The 13,159-nt window shown below is 64.9% G+C and carries 19 protein-coding genes; 10 read left to right on the top strand and 9 right to left on the bottom strand.

Features of this window, described 5'->3' with window-relative positions; genetic code table 11:
* Positions 1 to 53: 53 nt before the first annotated feature.
* Entirely contained in the window at positions 54 to 1,115 is a 1,062-nt protein-coding gene (locus tag N5A93_RS10330; RefSeq protein WP_268955009.1) for a YeeE/YedE family protein, read from the bottom strand.
* 141 nt (positions 1,116 to 1,256) lie between these two features.
* Here N5A93_RS10330 and N5A93_RS10335 point away from each other — a divergent pair, with 141 nt between their 5' ends.
* From N5A93_RS10335 to N5A93_RS10345, 3 genes are all read left to right on the top strand, one after another.
* A complete protein-coding gene (locus tag N5A93_RS10335) occupies positions 1,257 to 2,489 on the top strand; it encodes an MFS transporter (RefSeq protein WP_268955010.1) in 1,233 nt (410 codons plus the stop codon).
* A gap of 23 nt (positions 2,490 to 2,512) precedes the next feature.
* Complete coding sequence (locus N5A93_RS10340) at positions 2,513 to 3,397, top strand: 50S ribosomal protein L11 methyltransferase (RefSeq protein ID WP_268955011.1); 885 nt, start codon at positions 2,513 to 2,515, stop codon at positions 3,395 to 3,397.
* Positions 3,398 to 3,507: 110 nt separating this feature from the next.
* Positions 3,508 to 3,852, top strand: coding sequence for a hypothetical protein (locus tag N5A93_RS10345; RefSeq protein WP_268955012.1), 345 nt, complete (start codon positions 3,508 to 3,510; stop codon positions 3,850 to 3,852).
* Between the two features lie 85 nt (positions 3,853 to 3,937).
* Here N5A93_RS10345 and N5A93_RS10350 read toward each other — a convergent pair whose 3' ends face one another.
* On the bottom strand, positions 3,938 to 4,129 hold the full coding sequence (locus N5A93_RS10350) for a DUF1127 domain-containing protein (RefSeq protein ID WP_268955013.1): 192 nt from the start codon (positions 4,127 to 4,129) through the stop codon (positions 3,938 to 3,940).
* A 182-nt stretch (positions 4,130 to 4,311) separates the two neighbouring features.
* Entirely contained in the window at positions 4,312 to 4,698 is a 387-nt protein-coding gene (locus N5A93_RS10355; protein WP_268955014.1) for a VOC family protein, read from the bottom strand.
* Positions 4,699 to 4,862: 164 nt separating this feature from the next.
* Here N5A93_RS10355 and ruvC point away from each other — a divergent pair, with 164 nt between their 5' ends.
* From ruvC to ruvB, 3 genes are read left to right on the top strand one after another with little or no spacing between them, the layout of a single operon-like run.
* Positions 4,863 to 5,360 carry a crossover junction endodeoxyribonuclease RuvC gene (gene ruvC / locus N5A93_RS10360; RefSeq protein ID WP_268955015.1) on the top strand — a complete coding sequence of 166 codons (498 nt, stop codon included), beginning with the start codon at positions 4,863 to 4,865 and terminating at the stop codon, positions 5,358 to 5,360.
* Positions 5,357 to 6,043 (top strand): Holliday junction branch migration protein RuvA, encoded by a 687-nt coding sequence (gene ruvA, locus N5A93_RS10365; protein ID WP_268955016.1) that lies wholly within the window; start codon positions 5,357 to 5,359, stop codon positions 6,041 to 6,043. Before ruvC ends, ruvA begins: the two co-directional genes overlap by 4 nt.
* 3 nt (positions 6,044 to 6,046) lie before the next feature.
* The gene (gene ruvB / locus N5A93_RS10370; RefSeq protein WP_268955017.1) at positions 6,047 to 7,075 is read left to right on the top strand and encodes a Holliday junction branch migration DNA helicase RuvB; all 1,029 of its coding nucleotides are present in this window, start codon (positions 6,047 to 6,049) and stop codon (positions 7,073 to 7,075) included.
* A gap of 163 nt (positions 7,076 to 7,238) precedes the next feature.
* On the opposite strand, the gene N5A93_RS10375 is transcribed toward ruvB, so the two are convergent.
* Positions 7,239 to 7,373 carry a hypothetical protein gene (locus N5A93_RS10375; RefSeq protein WP_268955018.1) on the bottom strand — a complete coding sequence of 45 codons (135 nt, stop codon included), beginning with the start codon at positions 7,371 to 7,373 and terminating at the stop codon, positions 7,239 to 7,241.
* A gap of 178 nt (positions 7,374 to 7,551) precedes the next feature.
* Between N5A93_RS10375 and N5A93_RS10380 the strand changes: the two genes are divergently transcribed.
* Complete coding sequence (locus tag N5A93_RS10380) at positions 7,552 to 7,737, top strand: PLDc N-terminal domain-containing protein (protein ID WP_268955019.1); 186 nt, start codon at positions 7,552 to 7,554, stop codon at positions 7,735 to 7,737.
* A 387-nt stretch (positions 7,738 to 8,124) separates the two neighbouring features.
* A complete protein-coding gene (locus N5A93_RS10385) occupies positions 8,125 to 8,733 on the top strand; it encodes a phospholipase D-like domain-containing protein (RefSeq protein WP_268955020.1) in 609 nt (202 codons plus the stop codon).
* On the opposite strand, the gene N5A93_RS10390 is transcribed toward N5A93_RS10385, so the two are convergent.
* Together N5A93_RS10390 and N5A93_RS10395 are read right to left on the bottom strand one after the other, a co-directional pair.
* A complete protein-coding gene (locus N5A93_RS10390; protein WP_268955021.1) occupies positions 8,730 to 9,815 on the bottom strand; it encodes an AI-2E family transporter in 1,086 nt (361 codons plus the stop codon). The two genes, N5A93_RS10385 and N5A93_RS10390, sit on opposite strands and share 4 nt — an antisense overlap.
* A 64-nt stretch (positions 9,816 to 9,879) precedes the next feature.
* Positions 9,880 to 10,611, bottom strand: a complete 732-nt coding sequence (locus N5A93_RS10395) for a Crp/Fnr family transcriptional regulator (RefSeq protein ID WP_268955022.1) — start codon at positions 10,609 to 10,611, stop codon at positions 9,880 to 9,882.
* 95 nt (positions 10,612 to 10,706) lie between these two features.
* Between N5A93_RS10395 and N5A93_RS10400 the strand changes: the two genes are divergently transcribed.
* A complete protein-coding gene (locus N5A93_RS10400) occupies positions 10,707 to 11,093 on the top strand; it encodes a hypothetical protein (protein ID WP_268955023.1) in 387 nt (128 codons plus the stop codon).
* 30 nt (positions 11,094 to 11,123) lie between these two features.
* Here N5A93_RS10400 and N5A93_RS10405 read toward each other — a convergent pair whose 3' ends face one another.
* Positions 11,124 to 11,480 carry a phage holin family protein gene (locus tag N5A93_RS10405; protein WP_268955024.1) on the bottom strand — a complete coding sequence of 119 codons (357 nt, stop codon included), beginning with the start codon at positions 11,478 to 11,480 and terminating at the stop codon, positions 11,124 to 11,126.
* 3 nt (positions 11,481 to 11,483) lie between these two features.
* Complete coding sequence (locus tag N5A93_RS10410; protein WP_268955025.1) at positions 11,484 to 11,807, bottom strand: ElaB/YgaM/YqjD family protein; 324 nt, start codon at positions 11,805 to 11,807, stop codon at positions 11,484 to 11,486.
* A gap of 175 nt (positions 11,808 to 11,982) precedes the next feature.
* Here N5A93_RS10410 and N5A93_RS10415 point away from each other — a divergent pair, with 175 nt between their 5' ends.
* Complete coding sequence (locus N5A93_RS10415) at positions 11,983 to 12,153, top strand: DUF1328 domain-containing protein (protein ID WP_268955026.1); 171 nt, start codon at positions 11,983 to 11,985, stop codon at positions 12,151 to 12,153.
* A gap of 88 nt (positions 12,154 to 12,241) precedes the next feature.
* Here N5A93_RS10415 and N5A93_RS10420 read toward each other — a convergent pair whose 3' ends face one another.
* Positions 12,242 to 13,060, bottom strand: coding sequence for a response regulator (locus tag N5A93_RS10420; RefSeq protein ID WP_268955027.1), 819 nt, complete (start codon positions 13,058 to 13,060; stop codon positions 12,242 to 12,244).
* Between the last annotated feature and the right edge of the window lie 99 nt (positions 13,061 to 13,159).

Here is a 13,159-nt window from a genome sequence, read left to right on the forward strand (position 1 = left end):
TTCAGCCGTCCATGGCTGACCAAAGCGAATTTTCAACTTGGTTGTAGCGTCGCTCAGGCCGGTTGGCGCACGCCGCGTTGATCGACGATGAGGTCGGTCATCATGGCGCCGATCCACATGCACAACAGCGCAAGCCATGCGGTGCCCGCGAAGACCGAACCGCCGGTGACGCCGTTGCCGATGGCGCAGCCGCCCGCCAGCATCCCGCCGAAACCCATCAGGGCCGCGCCGGTCAGGGCGCGGCGCATGTTGGCTTCATCCTCGAAGCCCTGGAAGCGGAACTCGCGCGTGAGCCAGGAGGCGAGGAACGAGCCGAGGAACACCCCCGGCACCAGACCGATATCGAATTCGAGGATCGCCGTGTGGTCGAGGAAGAACATCAGCGTGCTGGCCGAGGGGCCGGTGAAGGTGGCGCTTTCGACCGGCACCGGGTCGAAGGCGACCTGAGAGAGCGCATAGGTGGACACCCATCCCACGGCGACGGCGAAGCCCACGCCGGAGGCAAAGACAAGGCGCCAGATCCCGATGCGGTTATGGGCCGAGACCGCCAGCGCGATGCCGGCGACCACGATCCCGAAGATCAGCCCGGCCACGTTGGGCAGCCCGAGGGATGCCAGCAGATCCATGTTCTGCCCGCCCGAGGTGACCCAGAGTGCGGCCAGCGAGTCGCGGGTGGGCGCAAGCCAGCCCGAAAGGCTCATTTGCGCGACTACGGCAAAGACCAGCCCGGCAACGACCGAGCGCAGGTTGCCCGTGGCCGCCAGCACCAGAAGCCGCCCCGAACAGCCGCGCGCCAGCACCATGCCGACGCCGAACAGCAGCCCGCCGATCACCGCGCCCGACCAGCTGCCGGGGATGGCCATGATGCGGGCATCCTGGGCGTGAAAGAGGCCCAGATATTGCGCCCCCTGCACCCAGACCAAGGCGGTCGAGAAGGTCAGCAGCCACACCGCCACCTTGTCGCCCATGCGACCGCGCGCGAATTCGACCGTTGCGGCGCGCAGGCAAAAGCGCGACCGCTGCGCGGCCACGCCGAAGATCACGCCGGTCAGCAGCCCCAGAAGGGCCGCAGCCGGGGCTTCGCCGATGCTTTCGACCAATGCAAGAATATCCATTTCGCGCGCCTTTCGGTATCTGGGCAGGGGGCATCGCATGCGGGGAGGCGAATGTCTTTGATCCAGATCACTGTTCCGGGCAAAAGGAAAAATCCCGCCCACGCTCTCGCCAAGACGAAAGGTTGGGCGTAAAGGAATCGCATGACCAAGACATTTCCCCTGGCCGATGCGCGCGATCTGCCGCTTTGGCGGCGTCCGGTGACGCTGCTTTTCCTGATGGCGGCGGCGATGCCGGTGGCCTTTGCCACATGGTCGGCACTGCTCAACAATTTCGTGATCGAGGCGGCGGGATTCGACGGGTCCGATATCGGCTGGCTGCACACGGTGCGCGAGATACCGGGCTTTCTGGCGGTCGGCGTGATCGCGATCATCATCTTCATGCGCGAACAGGTGCTGGGGCTGGTATCGCTGATCCTGCTGGGGGCGGCCACGGCGGTGACGGCATGGTTTCCGAGCCTTGGCGGCATCCTGACCATCACCATGCTGAGTTCGATCGGCTTTCACTATTTCGAGACGGTGAACCAGTCGCTGCAACTGCAATGGATCGACAAGCTGCGCGCGCCGCAGGTTCTGGGCTGGCTGATCGCCGCCGGGTCGGGCGCGACGCTGGTCGCCTATGTCCTGATCGTGATGACCTGGGAGGCGTTCGGGCTGAATTACAACGCGGTTTACCTGGCTTCGGGCGGGTTCACGGCGGCGGTGGCGCTGTTCTGCCTTTTCGCTTATCCGCAATTCGAGGCCCCCAATCCGCAGATCAAGCGCATGGTGCTGCGGCGGCGTTACTGGCTTTATTACGCGTTGCAGTTCATGGCCGGTGCGCGGCGGCAGATCTTTATCGTCTTTGCCGGGTTCATGATGGTCGAGCGTTTCGGCTTCGAGGTGCATGAGGTGACAGCGCTGTTCCTGATCAACCTGGTGGCCAACATGGTCTGCGCGCCGCTGATCGGGCGGGCGGTGCATGCGTATGGCGAGCGGCGCACATTGCTGTTCGAGTATGCCGGGCTGGCGCTGGTTTTCCTGGCCTATGGCGGGATCTACATGTTCGGCTGGGGCGTGGTGCTGGCGGCGACGCTTTATGTGGTCGATCACTTGCTGTTTTCGCTGGCGCTGGCGCTGAAGACCTATTTCCAGAAGATCGCCGATCCGGGCGATATCGCGCCGACGGCGGCGGTCGCCTTTACCATCAACCATATCGCGGCGGTGTTCCTGCCGGCGCTGCTGGGGTATCTGTGGCTGGTCTCGCCTGCGGCGGTGTTCGTGATGGCGGCGGGGATGGCGACGGTGTCGTTCCTGCTGGCGCTGCTGATCCCGCGCCACCCGGTGCCGGGGCACGAGACCATCCTGACCCCGGCCGCCCCGGCACCCGCCCAATGACCCCAAGCTGAACGGATTTTTCCATGCCCACCTTCACCGCCCTCACCACCCTTGCGGACAAGGACGCCGCCGAGGCGCTTGCCGCTGATCTGGAGACGCTGGAGCCTGAGCCCACGGGTGTCGGCATCTTCGAGATCGAGGATGGCGCGGGGCGCTGGGAGGTGGGTGGCTATTTCGACGCGGCCCCCGACCGTGCGGGGCTTGAGCTGCTGGCGGCGATGCATGGCGCGCGCCCCTTTGCGGTGTCCGAGTTGCCCGAGGTGGATTGGGTCGCCAAGGTGCGGCGCGAGCTGGTGCCGGTCGAGGCGGGGCGGTTCTTCGTTTATGGCAGTCATGACGCCGACAAGCTGCCGGCGGGGGCCGAGCCGCTGCTGATCGAGGCGGCGATGGCCTTTGGTACCGGGCATCACGGCACGACGCAGGGCTGTCTGCGCGCGCTTGACCGGCTGGCGGAACAGGGTTTCAGCACGCGTTCGGTGATCGATGTGGGCTGCGGCACCGCGGTTCTGGCGATGGGCGCGGCAAGGGTCTGGCCGCGTGAGACCCTGCACAGCGTGCTGGCGAGCGATATCGACGAGGTCGCGGTCGAGGTCGCGAAGGCGAATGTGACCGCCAATGGGCTGGACGGGCGCGTGCGCTGCATCGAGGCCACTGGTGTGGATCACCCCGAAATCGCAGCCGCCGCACCCTTTGACCTGATCTTCGCCAATATCCTCAAGGGGCCGCTGATCGACATGGCGGGCGATCTGACGGGGCTATTGGCGCCGGGGGGGCGACTGATTCTCTCGGGGATTCTGAACGAGCAGGCGGATGAGTTGATCGAGGTTTATCGACGTGCCGGAAACAGTCTTGAGCATCGCGAAGAGATTGGCGACTGGACCACGACAACACTGATGCGAACCACCTGAAATCGTTTAATGAATTTGGCAGAATTGTGGCATTTGCCATAGTGTGGCTGCAATTCGCATCTAAGTTCACCGATCATCATATTCGAGGCCCGGACCCGCGGGAAATTGCCATGTCGGATGTTTTCAGAGATTTTGACGCGCGCATCAGCCGCCTTTCAGCCAAGCACGAAAGACTGCAGCGCGGCTATGTCGGCCAGGTCACCCATGACGGGCTGATCGTCTTTCGCCCAAAACGGCGCAGGTTGAGCTTTTCGCCGCGCGGTCTGGCGCTGGTGGCGATCGGCTTTGTCTTCTTCAAGGCGGTGATCGTGGCCCATCTGGGGCTTGAAACCTACAGCGAGCGCATCGCGGCGTTGCAGGAAGGCACGATGGTCGAACAGGCCGGTGCGTTCATCATGCAACCTGATCCGGCGACGCAATGGGCCGCGGCCAAGATGCGGCCCTACTTGCGCTAAGAGGCCCGCGTGGTCAGCCACAATGAACAAGCCCCGCGTCAGGTGACCTGACGCGGGGCTTTGTCGTGAGTGGTGGCGCCGGGGTTCAGAGGCTGCGCGCGACGCGGTCGATCTCGCCACGGCTCAGCCCGATATCGTCGAGTTCGCGGTCGCTGAGTTGCGACAGGGCGGCACGGGTGGCGCGCTGGTCGTTCCAGGCGATGAAGGCGGAGATGAAGGGCGCGAAAAAGCCCCGGAAACCGGAAACATGCGGGCGGTTGGTTGTGGTGACGGCCATGATCTTGATCCTCGATAAGGCGTGTATGCGTGTGTTTGTTTTCTGAAGCTGCACGTATGGCAGGCACATGGCCCTGACAAGCGACCATTTCTGCATAATCCTTATGCGTTCCTTGCATGGGTCGTCTGGTGACCGTTGCAGGCCCGTGCGCGCCGGTGTGCGGCGCGACAGGGTCGCGCGCGTCAGTCGTCGTAGCGCGCGATCTCGATCAGGTTCCGGTCGGGGTCCCGGATATAGAGCGAGGTGATCGCGCCGAGCGCGCCCGTGCGCGCGACGGGTCCCTGTTCGATGGGCACTGCGGCGGCGGTGAGCCGCGCGGCCACCTCATCGATGGCCAGCTCGGTGATGAGACACAGATCGGCCGATCCCGGCGTCGGGTGCGCGGCCTTTGGTTCGAACGTGTGGCCCGCCGCATGGAGGTTGATCTTCTGGCACCCGAAGCGCAGCGCCTTGCGCCCGCCTGCGAAACTGATGACCTCAAAGCCCAGAAGGCTGCTGTAAAAGGCGCAGGTCGCGTCGATATCGGCGACGGTCAGCACAAGGTGGTCGATGCGGTCGATCGGGATCATGGCGCGGCTCCGTGCTGCGTGTGGACAGGCGTCGCGGGCCAATCTGACGGCGAAATGGCGCGGGGGCAAGGTGGCGTCCGGAACGGCGGTCATTGCATTCCGCTTGGTCTTTGTTCGCGTTTCGTGCTAGTGCTGGCGCAAAGCAATAAGGACGGGGCAGTCGGATGCGGGTTTTGGGGATCGATCCCGGGTTGCGCAACCTTGGATGGGGCGTGATCGATGTGGAGGGCAGCCGCCTTGCGCATGTGGCGAACGGCATTTGCCATTCCGAGGGCGCGGATCTGGCCGGGCGGCTGTTGTCGCTGCACCGCCAGCTGACCGCGATCGTGGCGCATCATGCGCCGCAGGCCGCGGCGGTGGAACAGACCTTTGTCAACAAGGACGGGGCGGGGACGCTGAAACTGGGCCAGGCGCGGGGGATCGCGATGCTGGTTCCGGCGCAGTTCGGGCTGGCGGTTGGCGAATACGCGCCCAATACCGTCAAGAAGACCGTGGTCGGTGTCGGCCATGCCGCCAAGGAGCAGGTCGCGCATATGGTGCGCGTGCAACTGCCCGGTGTGGAACTGGCGGGGCCGGATGCCGCCGATGCGCTGGCGATCGCCATCTGTCACGCCCATCACGCCCGCCTGCCTGCCGCCATGGCCCGGAGGGTGGGCGCATGATCGGGCGCGTGGCGGGGCGGATCGACTATGCCGCGGGCGATCATGTGCTGATCGACGTGCGCGGCGTGGGCTACCTTGTCTATTGTTCCGAGCGCACCCTGCGCGCATTGCCGGGGGCGGGCGAGCATGTAGCGCTTTATACCGATCTGCTGGTGCGCGATGACCTGATGCAGCTTTACGGCTTTCCCTCGCTTCTGGAAAAGGAATGGCACCGCCTGCTGATGAGCGTGCAGGGCGTGGGCGCCAAGGCCTCGCTGGCCATTCTGGGCGCGCTTGGCCCGGATGGCGTGGGGCGGGCCATTGCGCTGGGCGACTGGAATGCGGTGAAGGCCGCGAAGGGGATCGGCCCCAAGACCGCGCAGCGCGTGGTCAACGAACTGAAGGACAAGGTGCCCGAGGTGATGGCGATGGGCATGGCGGCTGCGCCGAACGCATCGTCCGGGCCGTCCGCCGCCGCGCCGGCTGACGATGGCGAGGTGATCGAGGTGACCAGCGCGGCTGCGCCCACGGCGCCGCGCCCGCGCTCGGATGCGCAGGCCGAGGCGCTGTCGGCGCTGACCAATCTGGGCTATGCGCCGGGCGAGGCGGCGGGGGCCGTGGCGCAGGCGGCGGGTGACGATCCGCAGGCCGAAACCGCCGCGATGATCCGCGCCGCGCTCAAGCTGCTGGCGCCGAAAGGGTAGATCATGGAAAGCCCCGATCCCACGCTGCGCCCCGACCCGCTGCCCGAGGATGGCGATCGCAGCCTGCGTCCGCAGGCGCTGAGCGAGTTCATCGGCCAGGCCGAGGCGCGCGCCAATCTGCGCATCTTCATCCAGTCGGCCCGCCAGCGCGGCGAGGCGATGGATCACACGCTGTTTCACGGGCCTCCCGGTCTGGGCAAGACGACCCTGGCGCAGATCATGTCGCGCGAATTGGGCGTGGGGTTCCGGATGACATCGGGGCCGGTCCTGGCCAAGGCGGGCGATCTGGCGGCGATCCTGACCAATCTCGAACGAAACGATGTGCTGTTCATCGACGAAATTCACCGGTTGAATCCGGCGGTGGAGGAGGTGCTTTACCCGGCGATGGAGGATTTCGAGCTGGACCTTGTGATCGGCGAGGGGCCGGCGGCGCGCACCGTGCGTATCGAGTTGCAGCCCTTCACGCTGGTCGGGGCGACCACGCGGCTGGGCCTGCTGACCACGCCCTTGCGCGACCGGTTCGGCATCCCGACGCGGCTGCAATTCTACACCGAGGACGAATTGCACGAGATCGTCACCCGCAACGCCACGCTGATGAAGGCCCCCGCCGAGGACGAGGGCGCGCGCGAGATCGCGCGCCGGGCGCGCGGCACGCCGCGTATCGCCGGGCGGTTGCTGCGCCGGGTGGTGGATTTCGCCGTGGTCGAGGGCGACGGGCACATCACCCGCGCCCTGGCCGACAATGCGCTGACACGGCTGGGGGTGGATCACCTGGGGCTGGACGGCGCAGACCGGCGTTACCTGCGCCTGATCGCAGAAGCCTACCAGGGCGGGCCGGTAGGCATCGAGACGTTGAGCGCCGCGCTGAGCGAGAGCCGCGATGCGCTGGAAGAGGTGATCGAGCCATTCTTGCTGCAACAGGGGCTGATCCAGCGCACCCCGCGCGGGCGGATGCTGGCGCAGGGGGGGTGGCACCATCTGGGCATGGCCGCGCCCGACGGGCCGGGACAACCGGGGCTGTTCGGGAAATAGGCGGCCCACGGGTTTTCAGGGCGAGCCCGGGGGGCCAGCCCCCCGGACCCCCCGAGGTATTTGAGGCCAGATGAAGGGGTGGGTGACATCACGCAAGCCGCCTCGAAAACGCCCCCGCAAATGAATGCGGGAGCGCGGAGGTGTCGAGCGGCTGCGGGGAATATCAGCTGTGTTCCCGGGCTTCCATCTTGTCGGGCTCTTTCGCGCTGAGTGTGGTCGGGGCATGCAGCGCATCGCCCTGCTCACCTTTGCAGAAGGTGACATCGTCGAAGGCTGCGGCGTCCTGACATGTCAACATCCGGCGGCGTGCAGAGGGTTCCCCGGAAGCCGGAAAAATCCCTCGACATGTCATTGGAACCATGGCCGCCCAGAGGCGTTTTGAACGCGCCGCCCGCGTATCGCAGCGCCACACGCCGGGCTGCGGGCCGTCGCCGCGCCAGAGCGATGTGGATGGCCGAGGAACAAGGAGTAGCGCCATGCTGGAGATCAGTGGAATCGGCGGGATCATCATTCTGATCCTGGATGTCTGGGCCATCGTGTCGGTGCTCGGCTCGGCGGCCTTGACCGGAAAGAAAGTGCTCTGGGTGTTGTTGGTGCTGCTGCTGCCGTTGATCGGCTTTCTGATCTGGCTGGTCGCGGGGCCGCGTGCGGTGCGGGCCTGAGGCGGTGGCCGAAAAATATTCTTGTGCGGCGGGAACCATTCCCGGACGGTGGCGTTGAGAGAATGAAGTCAGCGTTCGATGCTTTCGCTGCCTCTTCCGGGCCTGCCACTCCCCAAGTTTGGGCGGGTCTAGATGCACCCCTACTGTCCCTCGGGTGCCTGCCCCCGCCTGAAACATGGCGGGGGCTTTTTTCGTGCGCTTCCGGCGCCGGAGCGGGCCTTTCTGGCCGCGCCGGATGAGGTTTCGGCGCGTTTCCGGGGTTTCGATCTTTCGGCGCGGCCGCGATCCGAGGAGGCGCAGGCGCCGGGCGAAACCGGGGGGTAACATCCGGCGGCTGTGCGCGGGTCGGGGCGGCTGATTTATCTGGAAACCCGGTTCCTGCGATTCATGCCGCTGGCGCCTGCGCTGGCACGGCGCGCGCGGCGCGGTCCGGACCTGCGGCTGATCCTGGTGCTGCCGGGCGCCCATGATGATGTGGCCTTTGCCGGCAGCCGGGATCCTGATGCGCGCTTCGGCGAGCGTCTGAAGTTGCGTTACCTTGAGTGGCTGAAGGCGGCGTTCGGGCCGCATCGTCTGTTGATCGGCTTGCCGGTGCAGCCGCATCTGCGCGAGAGCGGGGCGCGCGACACGCGCAAGCGCGCGCCGCTGATCTGTGTGTATTCGAAGGTGTCGACCTTCGATAGAAGCCGCGTGATCGTGTCCTCGGCCAATCTCGACGGGCGCAGACTGCGCTGGGGCAGCGAGGCGGGTCTGCACCCGACGCCGGGCGAACAGATCAGCGGGTTGCGCCGCCGGCTGATGGGCTGTTGGCTGCCCGAGGATGCGGGGGCGTCGTATCTTGATCACGAAGGCGCCTTTGACAACTGGCGCGAACTGGTCGCGTTCAACAGCGCGTCGCCGCCGCATGTCCGGCGCGGGTTTGTTGTCGGCTGCGAACCGGATGCGGCGCGCGAGATTGACGACCCTGTGCCGGGTATGCCCGAGGAGATGGTCTAGCGCGCGCCCCGCCCGCCGGGCGGTGGCGCGGGTTGAGCCTCGCCGGCATCATCGGGAAGTGTGTCGAAGACGTTGAGCATCACCAGCGCGATCACCAGCACCGGGATCGCAATGATCCCGCCGATCGGCCCCCACATCCAGAGCCAGACCACCAGCGAGACGAAGATCAGCAGCGGGTTGACGGAGATATGCCGACCGAGAAAGGCGGGCGTGGCAAATTGCGATTCGATCATGTTGAAGCTGAGGAAGATCGCTGCGGGAAGGAATGTCATCAGCCCGTCGAACGCCACCAGCCCGGCGATCACAAGGCCAGCCGTCACCATCATCGGCCCCATATAGAGGATGAAATTCGCCAGCGCCGCTGTCAGCCCCCAGATGAAAGGCCCGGGCAATCCGATCAGCGCCAGCGCGCCCGCCAGGGCGGTGCCGAGCACGGTGTTGATCACCGTGATGGTCAGGAAATATCGCGAGACCAGCCGTTCTGCCTTGGTGAAGCGTTGCAGGATGATGTCTGTATCCGCCGCATCGCCGATAAAGCGCGCGAGCCAGCCATAAATGCTCTTGCGTGTCAGCAGAAAGAAGAACAGCACGCCTCCGAAGATCAGGACCTGGGTCAGGACCAGAGGGGCGAAGAACAGCGCCTGGGTGAATCCGGGCATGGCCGGGCTGTCATCCGAATCCTCATTCTCCGAGCTTGCGCCGAGCGCCTCTTCGACTTCGCGGTTCATCTCGGCAAGGCCCTGGATAAGGTTGCGGAATTCATTGACCAGCGAGCGCAGTTCCCATTTGATGCTTGGCAGATCCTCGGCGATACGCCAGACCAGTGGTTCGGCCAGAAACACCAGCGAGGCGATCGCCATAACTCCCAATACGAGAACCGCCGCCGCCGCAAGGCCGCGCGGCAGGCGGATACGTTCCAGGAAATCGGTGAACGGGGCAAGGATCACGCCTACCACCAGCCCCAACACCATTGGCGCAAGAATGTCGCCGCCTGTCCTGAGGATGGCGAAACCAAGGGTGACGACAACGATGAAGGCCGCGGCGCGCAGGACGGGGTCAAGGGGGCGGGCGGGGTTGTGCATGATGGACCAACGCGCGCCGGAGATAGAAGGTTCCCGCAGCCCGCGCCGCCATCGGCGCGATCCGTCAGATCAGGGGCCGCTTCATCGGGCTGCGCGAGGGATCGAGCCCGGCGATCCCGCAGAGCAGGTCGTAATCCAGCACCTCGAGCCGCCCGTTCACCCACCGCGCCGCGCCGCCCCGGCGAAGGTGGCGCAGGGTCTTGTTGGTATGAACCAGCGACAGGCCCAGCGCGTCGGCCAGATCCTGCTGCCTGTAGGGCAGGGGTACACGGCCATCATGCGCGAGACCCAGCGCGGCACAGCGGTCATGCAGGCGGATAAAGGCGCAGGCGATGCGACTGAGCCCGTTCATATGCCCGACGATCGCGAGGTTTTCGCCCAGGAGGTGCTCTTCGAGCGCCGCCAGCCAGGTGAGGTCATAGGCGCGTTCGGGGCAGTCGCGAAACAGCCGCCAGAGGTTCTTGCGGTCGAACACACAGAGTGTCATCGGGGTGGTGGCCTCGACCGAATGCTGCATTTCCTTCATGACGCCGGCTTGGAGGCCGATGAAATCGCTGGGCAGGACGAAATTGATCACCTGCCGTTCGCCGGATTTCAGCGTCTTGTAGCGCAGCCCCATGCCCGTGAGCGCGGTATAGAGCTGGGGGCTGTTGGCACCTTCCAGCATCAGGGTGGTTCCCGCATCGCCCTTCAATTCGCCGGTCTTGAAGTGCCGCATGAAATCCAGTTCCTGCGCCTGCATCGGTGCGAAAACCGAGCGGGGGCGCAGCGGGCAGTTCAGGCAGTCGGTGGTCATCAAAATTCTCTGTGTTATGTCATATGTTAATGCATCAAGCCGCTACCGGTTCCAAATTGCCCTGAACCCGTTTGTCGAATAACCTGAAATTGAACATGCCCCAAAGTGATACCCTCCAACCGGCAGCGCCGGTCTATATTGTTCTGGAAAGCAACGCCCTGATCGCCGAGGACATCATCGGATCGCTCAGGGCGACCGGCCCTTGCCGGGTGATTCGCGCCGATCGCGCCGAGGAACTGGCCCCCAGTCTGGGCAGGGAAGCGATGGTGACGGCGGCCTTTCTGGAAATGCCCTATCGCGAATTGGTGCAGTCCGATCTGCATCAGAGCCTTGCCGACAGCGGCGCCAAGATCATCCTGACCGTCGGTGAGGACGACGAGAGCGTCGTGCGCCAGCAGGGTTGGGGGATGCTGGTGCGTCCCTTCACCGAAGAGATGATCCGCGAGGCGCTGTCGCCGCAGCGGGAGTCCGACGCGCTTTGAGCGCGGCGGCGGCCGCCGCCACCCCGCCGCTCATCTGCGCGTGTCCCGCGCGGCGCGCCCTGCCTGCATGCCGGTGGCGAAGCCTTCGGCGATCTGCACGAAGGGATCTTTTTGCGCAGGCGAGCCGGCAGCCTGGCGATGCGCTTCGGTAGAGTCGCCGGCGGGCTGACGCCCCAGCACCAGAAAGCAGAGCCCGAGGATCAGATAGAGCGCGCCGATCGCCACGAATGCAATCAGAGCGCCCTCATAGGCGGCAATCAGAACCCACAGGCCCGCCGTCAGGAAGCCAAGCCCGATCATTGCAAAGATCACGCCGATCATCGCAAAGCCAGCCGAGCGCACCGCCTGGCGCGCCCGCATCTCGATACCAGTCAGAAAACCCGGCATGCGTTACTTCCGCCCGGTGATGAAACCCAGAAGAAAGCCCATGCCGACCGCAAGGCCCATGGCAGCGGCAGGTTGACTGCGCACGGCATCGGCAGCCTGATGGCCCATTTCCTCGGCCTGGTGTTGGGCGGAATGCAATTGATGCTGACCCGCATCGCGCAGGTCGGCAGCCTTGCGGCGCGCACCATTGATAGCCGAGTCACCTGATTGACGGCCAAGGTCATATAGCGTCTGCGAAATGGTCGAGATATCGGATCTCAGCGTGGCGATCTGTTCGGAAAGCTGCTCGATATCCGCATCCGAGGACGTGTTCTTGGCTTGTGCCATTACGATCTCCTTTCCTTGTTTGGGTTCCATGTACAACGTCCGGGGCGGCGCTGGGTTCCATGTGGCGCCGTGCAAATGCCGGCTGCCCGTGAAAAGCGGGATTTTCAGGAACCACGGGGCGGGTTTCGCCGTTTCAGAGCTATCGCAAACCGATTGACTGCAAAGGAGAATACCGATGCTTTACTGGGCACTGCTGTTTTTCATCGTCGCGCTGGTCGCGGGTGTTTTCGGATTTGGCGGGATCGCTTCGGCGTCAGCCGGGATCGCACAGATCCTTTTCGTGATCTTCCTGGTCCTGTTCGTCGTCGCGCTGGTGGCGCGCGCGCTGCGCGGTCGTGCGCCGTGAACGGCGACAGAACTGTGAGATCACGGAGAACCCCGCGCGCCGAGGCGCGCGGGGTTCTCTTCTCATGCATTGGAAACTTTCGGCGGCGTCAGGCCTGAAGCGTCTGGGTGCTGGTGAAGAACATCGCCTGACTCACCGCCGATTGCACCTGTTCCTCGGAATAGGGCTTGGTGATGAGGAAGGCGGGCTCGGGGCGCTCGCCGGTCAGGAGGCGCTCGGGGAAGGCGGTGATGAACACCACCGGAATATCGCCCAGTTCCTGGAGGATGTGGTTTACCGCGTCGATGCCGGAGGATTTGTCGGCCAGCTGGATATCGGCCAGAATCATGTCAGGCGGCTCGTGACGCGCCAGCTGGACCGCCTCGTCACGGGTGCGGGCGACGCCGGTGACGTTGTGGCCGCTGCCTTCCACGATGGCGCGGATATCCATCGCGATGATCGCCTCGTCCTCGATCAGCATGATATTCCCCCGGATGGACTGCGCCATTTCCTTGCGGGCGATGGCGATCAGGTCTTCGGCCTCGGCGGGTTCGACGCCGACGATCTCGGCGATGTCGGGCGTGGTGAAGCCTTCGATACTGTGCAGCAACAGCGCCTCGCGGGTGTTGCGGGTCAGGCCAGAAAGCCGTTTCTGGGCGCGCGCCTCTGGCGAGCCGTCTTCGTCGGCATCATCCACGGGCGAACCCGAGGACACCCAGATCCGGTTGAATGCCTTGAACAGCGCCACTTTGGGTGACAGGCCGGACTGAAAGATTTCCTGATCCTCCAGCAGAGCCTCGAGCGTGGCGGCGGCATAATGGTCGCCGCTTTGCTGGCTGCCGGTCAGTGCGCGTGCATAGCGCCGCAGGAAGGGCAGCTCTTGGGCGATTTCCGCTGACATATCGCGCCGGATGGTCGTTTCGGTCATGGGCTTCCTCGGAAAAAATTTCGTTTGCAGGGAACCAAACGCCCTCAGGCGTGTTAGGTTCCACGGTCGGGGCGTAAAAAACGCGTCAGACCCTGAATG

This window comes from Roseovarius salincola (assembly GCF_026891095.1).
Taxonomy (GTDB): Bacteria; Pseudomonadota; Alphaproteobacteria; order Rhodobacterales; family Rhodobacteraceae; genus Roseovarius; species Roseovarius salincola.

Excerpts from the sequence above, each read along its gene's own strand:
- N5A93_RS10330 (WP_268955009.1), bottom strand. The coding sequence starts at position 1,115 with ATGGATATTCTTGCATTGGTCGAAAGCATCGGCGAAGCCCCGGCTGCG.
- N5A93_RS10420 (WP_268955027.1), bottom strand. The coding sequence starts at position 13,060 with ATGACCGAAACGACCATCCGGCGCGATATGTCAGCGGAAATCGCCCAA.
- N5A93_RS10345 (WP_268955012.1), top strand. The coding sequence starts at position 3,508 with ATGTCGGATGTTTTCAGAGATTTTGACGCGCGCATCAGCCGCCTTTCA.
- ruvA (WP_268955016.1), top strand. The coding sequence starts at position 5,357 with ATGATCGGGCGCGTGGCGGGGCGGATCGACTATGCCGCGGGCGATCAT.
- N5A93_RS10400 (WP_268955023.1), top strand. The coding sequence starts at position 10,707 with ATGCCCCAAAGTGATACCCTCCAACCGGCAGCGCCGGTCTATATTGTT.
- N5A93_RS10385 (WP_268955020.1), top strand. The coding sequence starts at position 8,125 with ATGCCGCTGGCGCCTGCGCTGGCACGGCGCGCGCGGCGCGGTCCGGAC.
- N5A93_RS10375 (WP_268955018.1), bottom strand. The coding sequence starts at position 7,373 with ATGTTGACATGTCAGGACGCCGCAGCCTTCGACGATGTCACCTTCTGC.
- N5A93_RS10415 (WP_268955026.1), top strand. The coding sequence starts at position 11,983 with ATGCTTTACTGGGCACTGCTGTTTTTCATCGTCGCGCTGGTCGCGGGT.
- N5A93_RS10405 (WP_268955024.1), bottom strand. The coding sequence starts at position 11,480 with ATGCCGGGTTTTCTGACTGGTATCGAGATGCGGGCGCGCCAGGCGGTG.
- N5A93_RS10395 (WP_268955022.1), bottom strand. The coding sequence starts at position 10,611 with ATGACCACCGACTGCCTGAACTGCCCGCTGCGCCCCCGCTCGGTTTTC.
- N5A93_RS10390 (WP_268955021.1), bottom strand. The coding sequence starts at position 9,815 with ATGCACAACCCCGCCCGCCCCCTTGACCCCGTCCTGCGCGCCGCGGCC.
- ruvC (WP_268955015.1), top strand. The coding sequence starts at position 4,863 with ATGCGGGTTTTGGGGATCGATCCCGGGTTGCGCAACCTTGGATGGGGC.
- N5A93_RS10380 (WP_268955019.1), top strand. The coding sequence starts at position 7,552 with ATGCTGGAGATCAGTGGAATCGGCGGGATCATCATTCTGATCCTGGAT.
- N5A93_RS10350 (WP_268955013.1), bottom strand. The coding sequence starts at position 4,129 with ATGGCCGTCACCACAACCAACCGCCCGCATGTTTCCGGTTTCCGGGGC.
- N5A93_RS10340 (WP_268955011.1), top strand. The coding sequence starts at position 2,513 with ATGCCCACCTTCACCGCCCTCACCACCCTTGCGGACAAGGACGCCGCC.
- N5A93_RS10335 (WP_268955010.1), top strand. The coding sequence starts at position 1,257 with ATGACCAAGACATTTCCCCTGGCCGATGCGCGCGATCTGCCGCTTTGG.
- N5A93_RS10410 (WP_268955025.1), bottom strand. The coding sequence starts at position 11,807 with ATGGCACAAGCCAAGAACACGTCCTCGGATGCGGATATCGAGCAGCTT.
- ruvB (WP_268955017.1), top strand. The coding sequence starts at position 6,047 with ATGGAAAGCCCCGATCCCACGCTGCGCCCCGACCCGCTGCCCGAGGAT.
- N5A93_RS10355 (WP_268955014.1), bottom strand. The coding sequence starts at position 4,698 with ATGATCCCGATCGACCGCATCGACCACCTTGTGCTGACCGTCGCCGAT.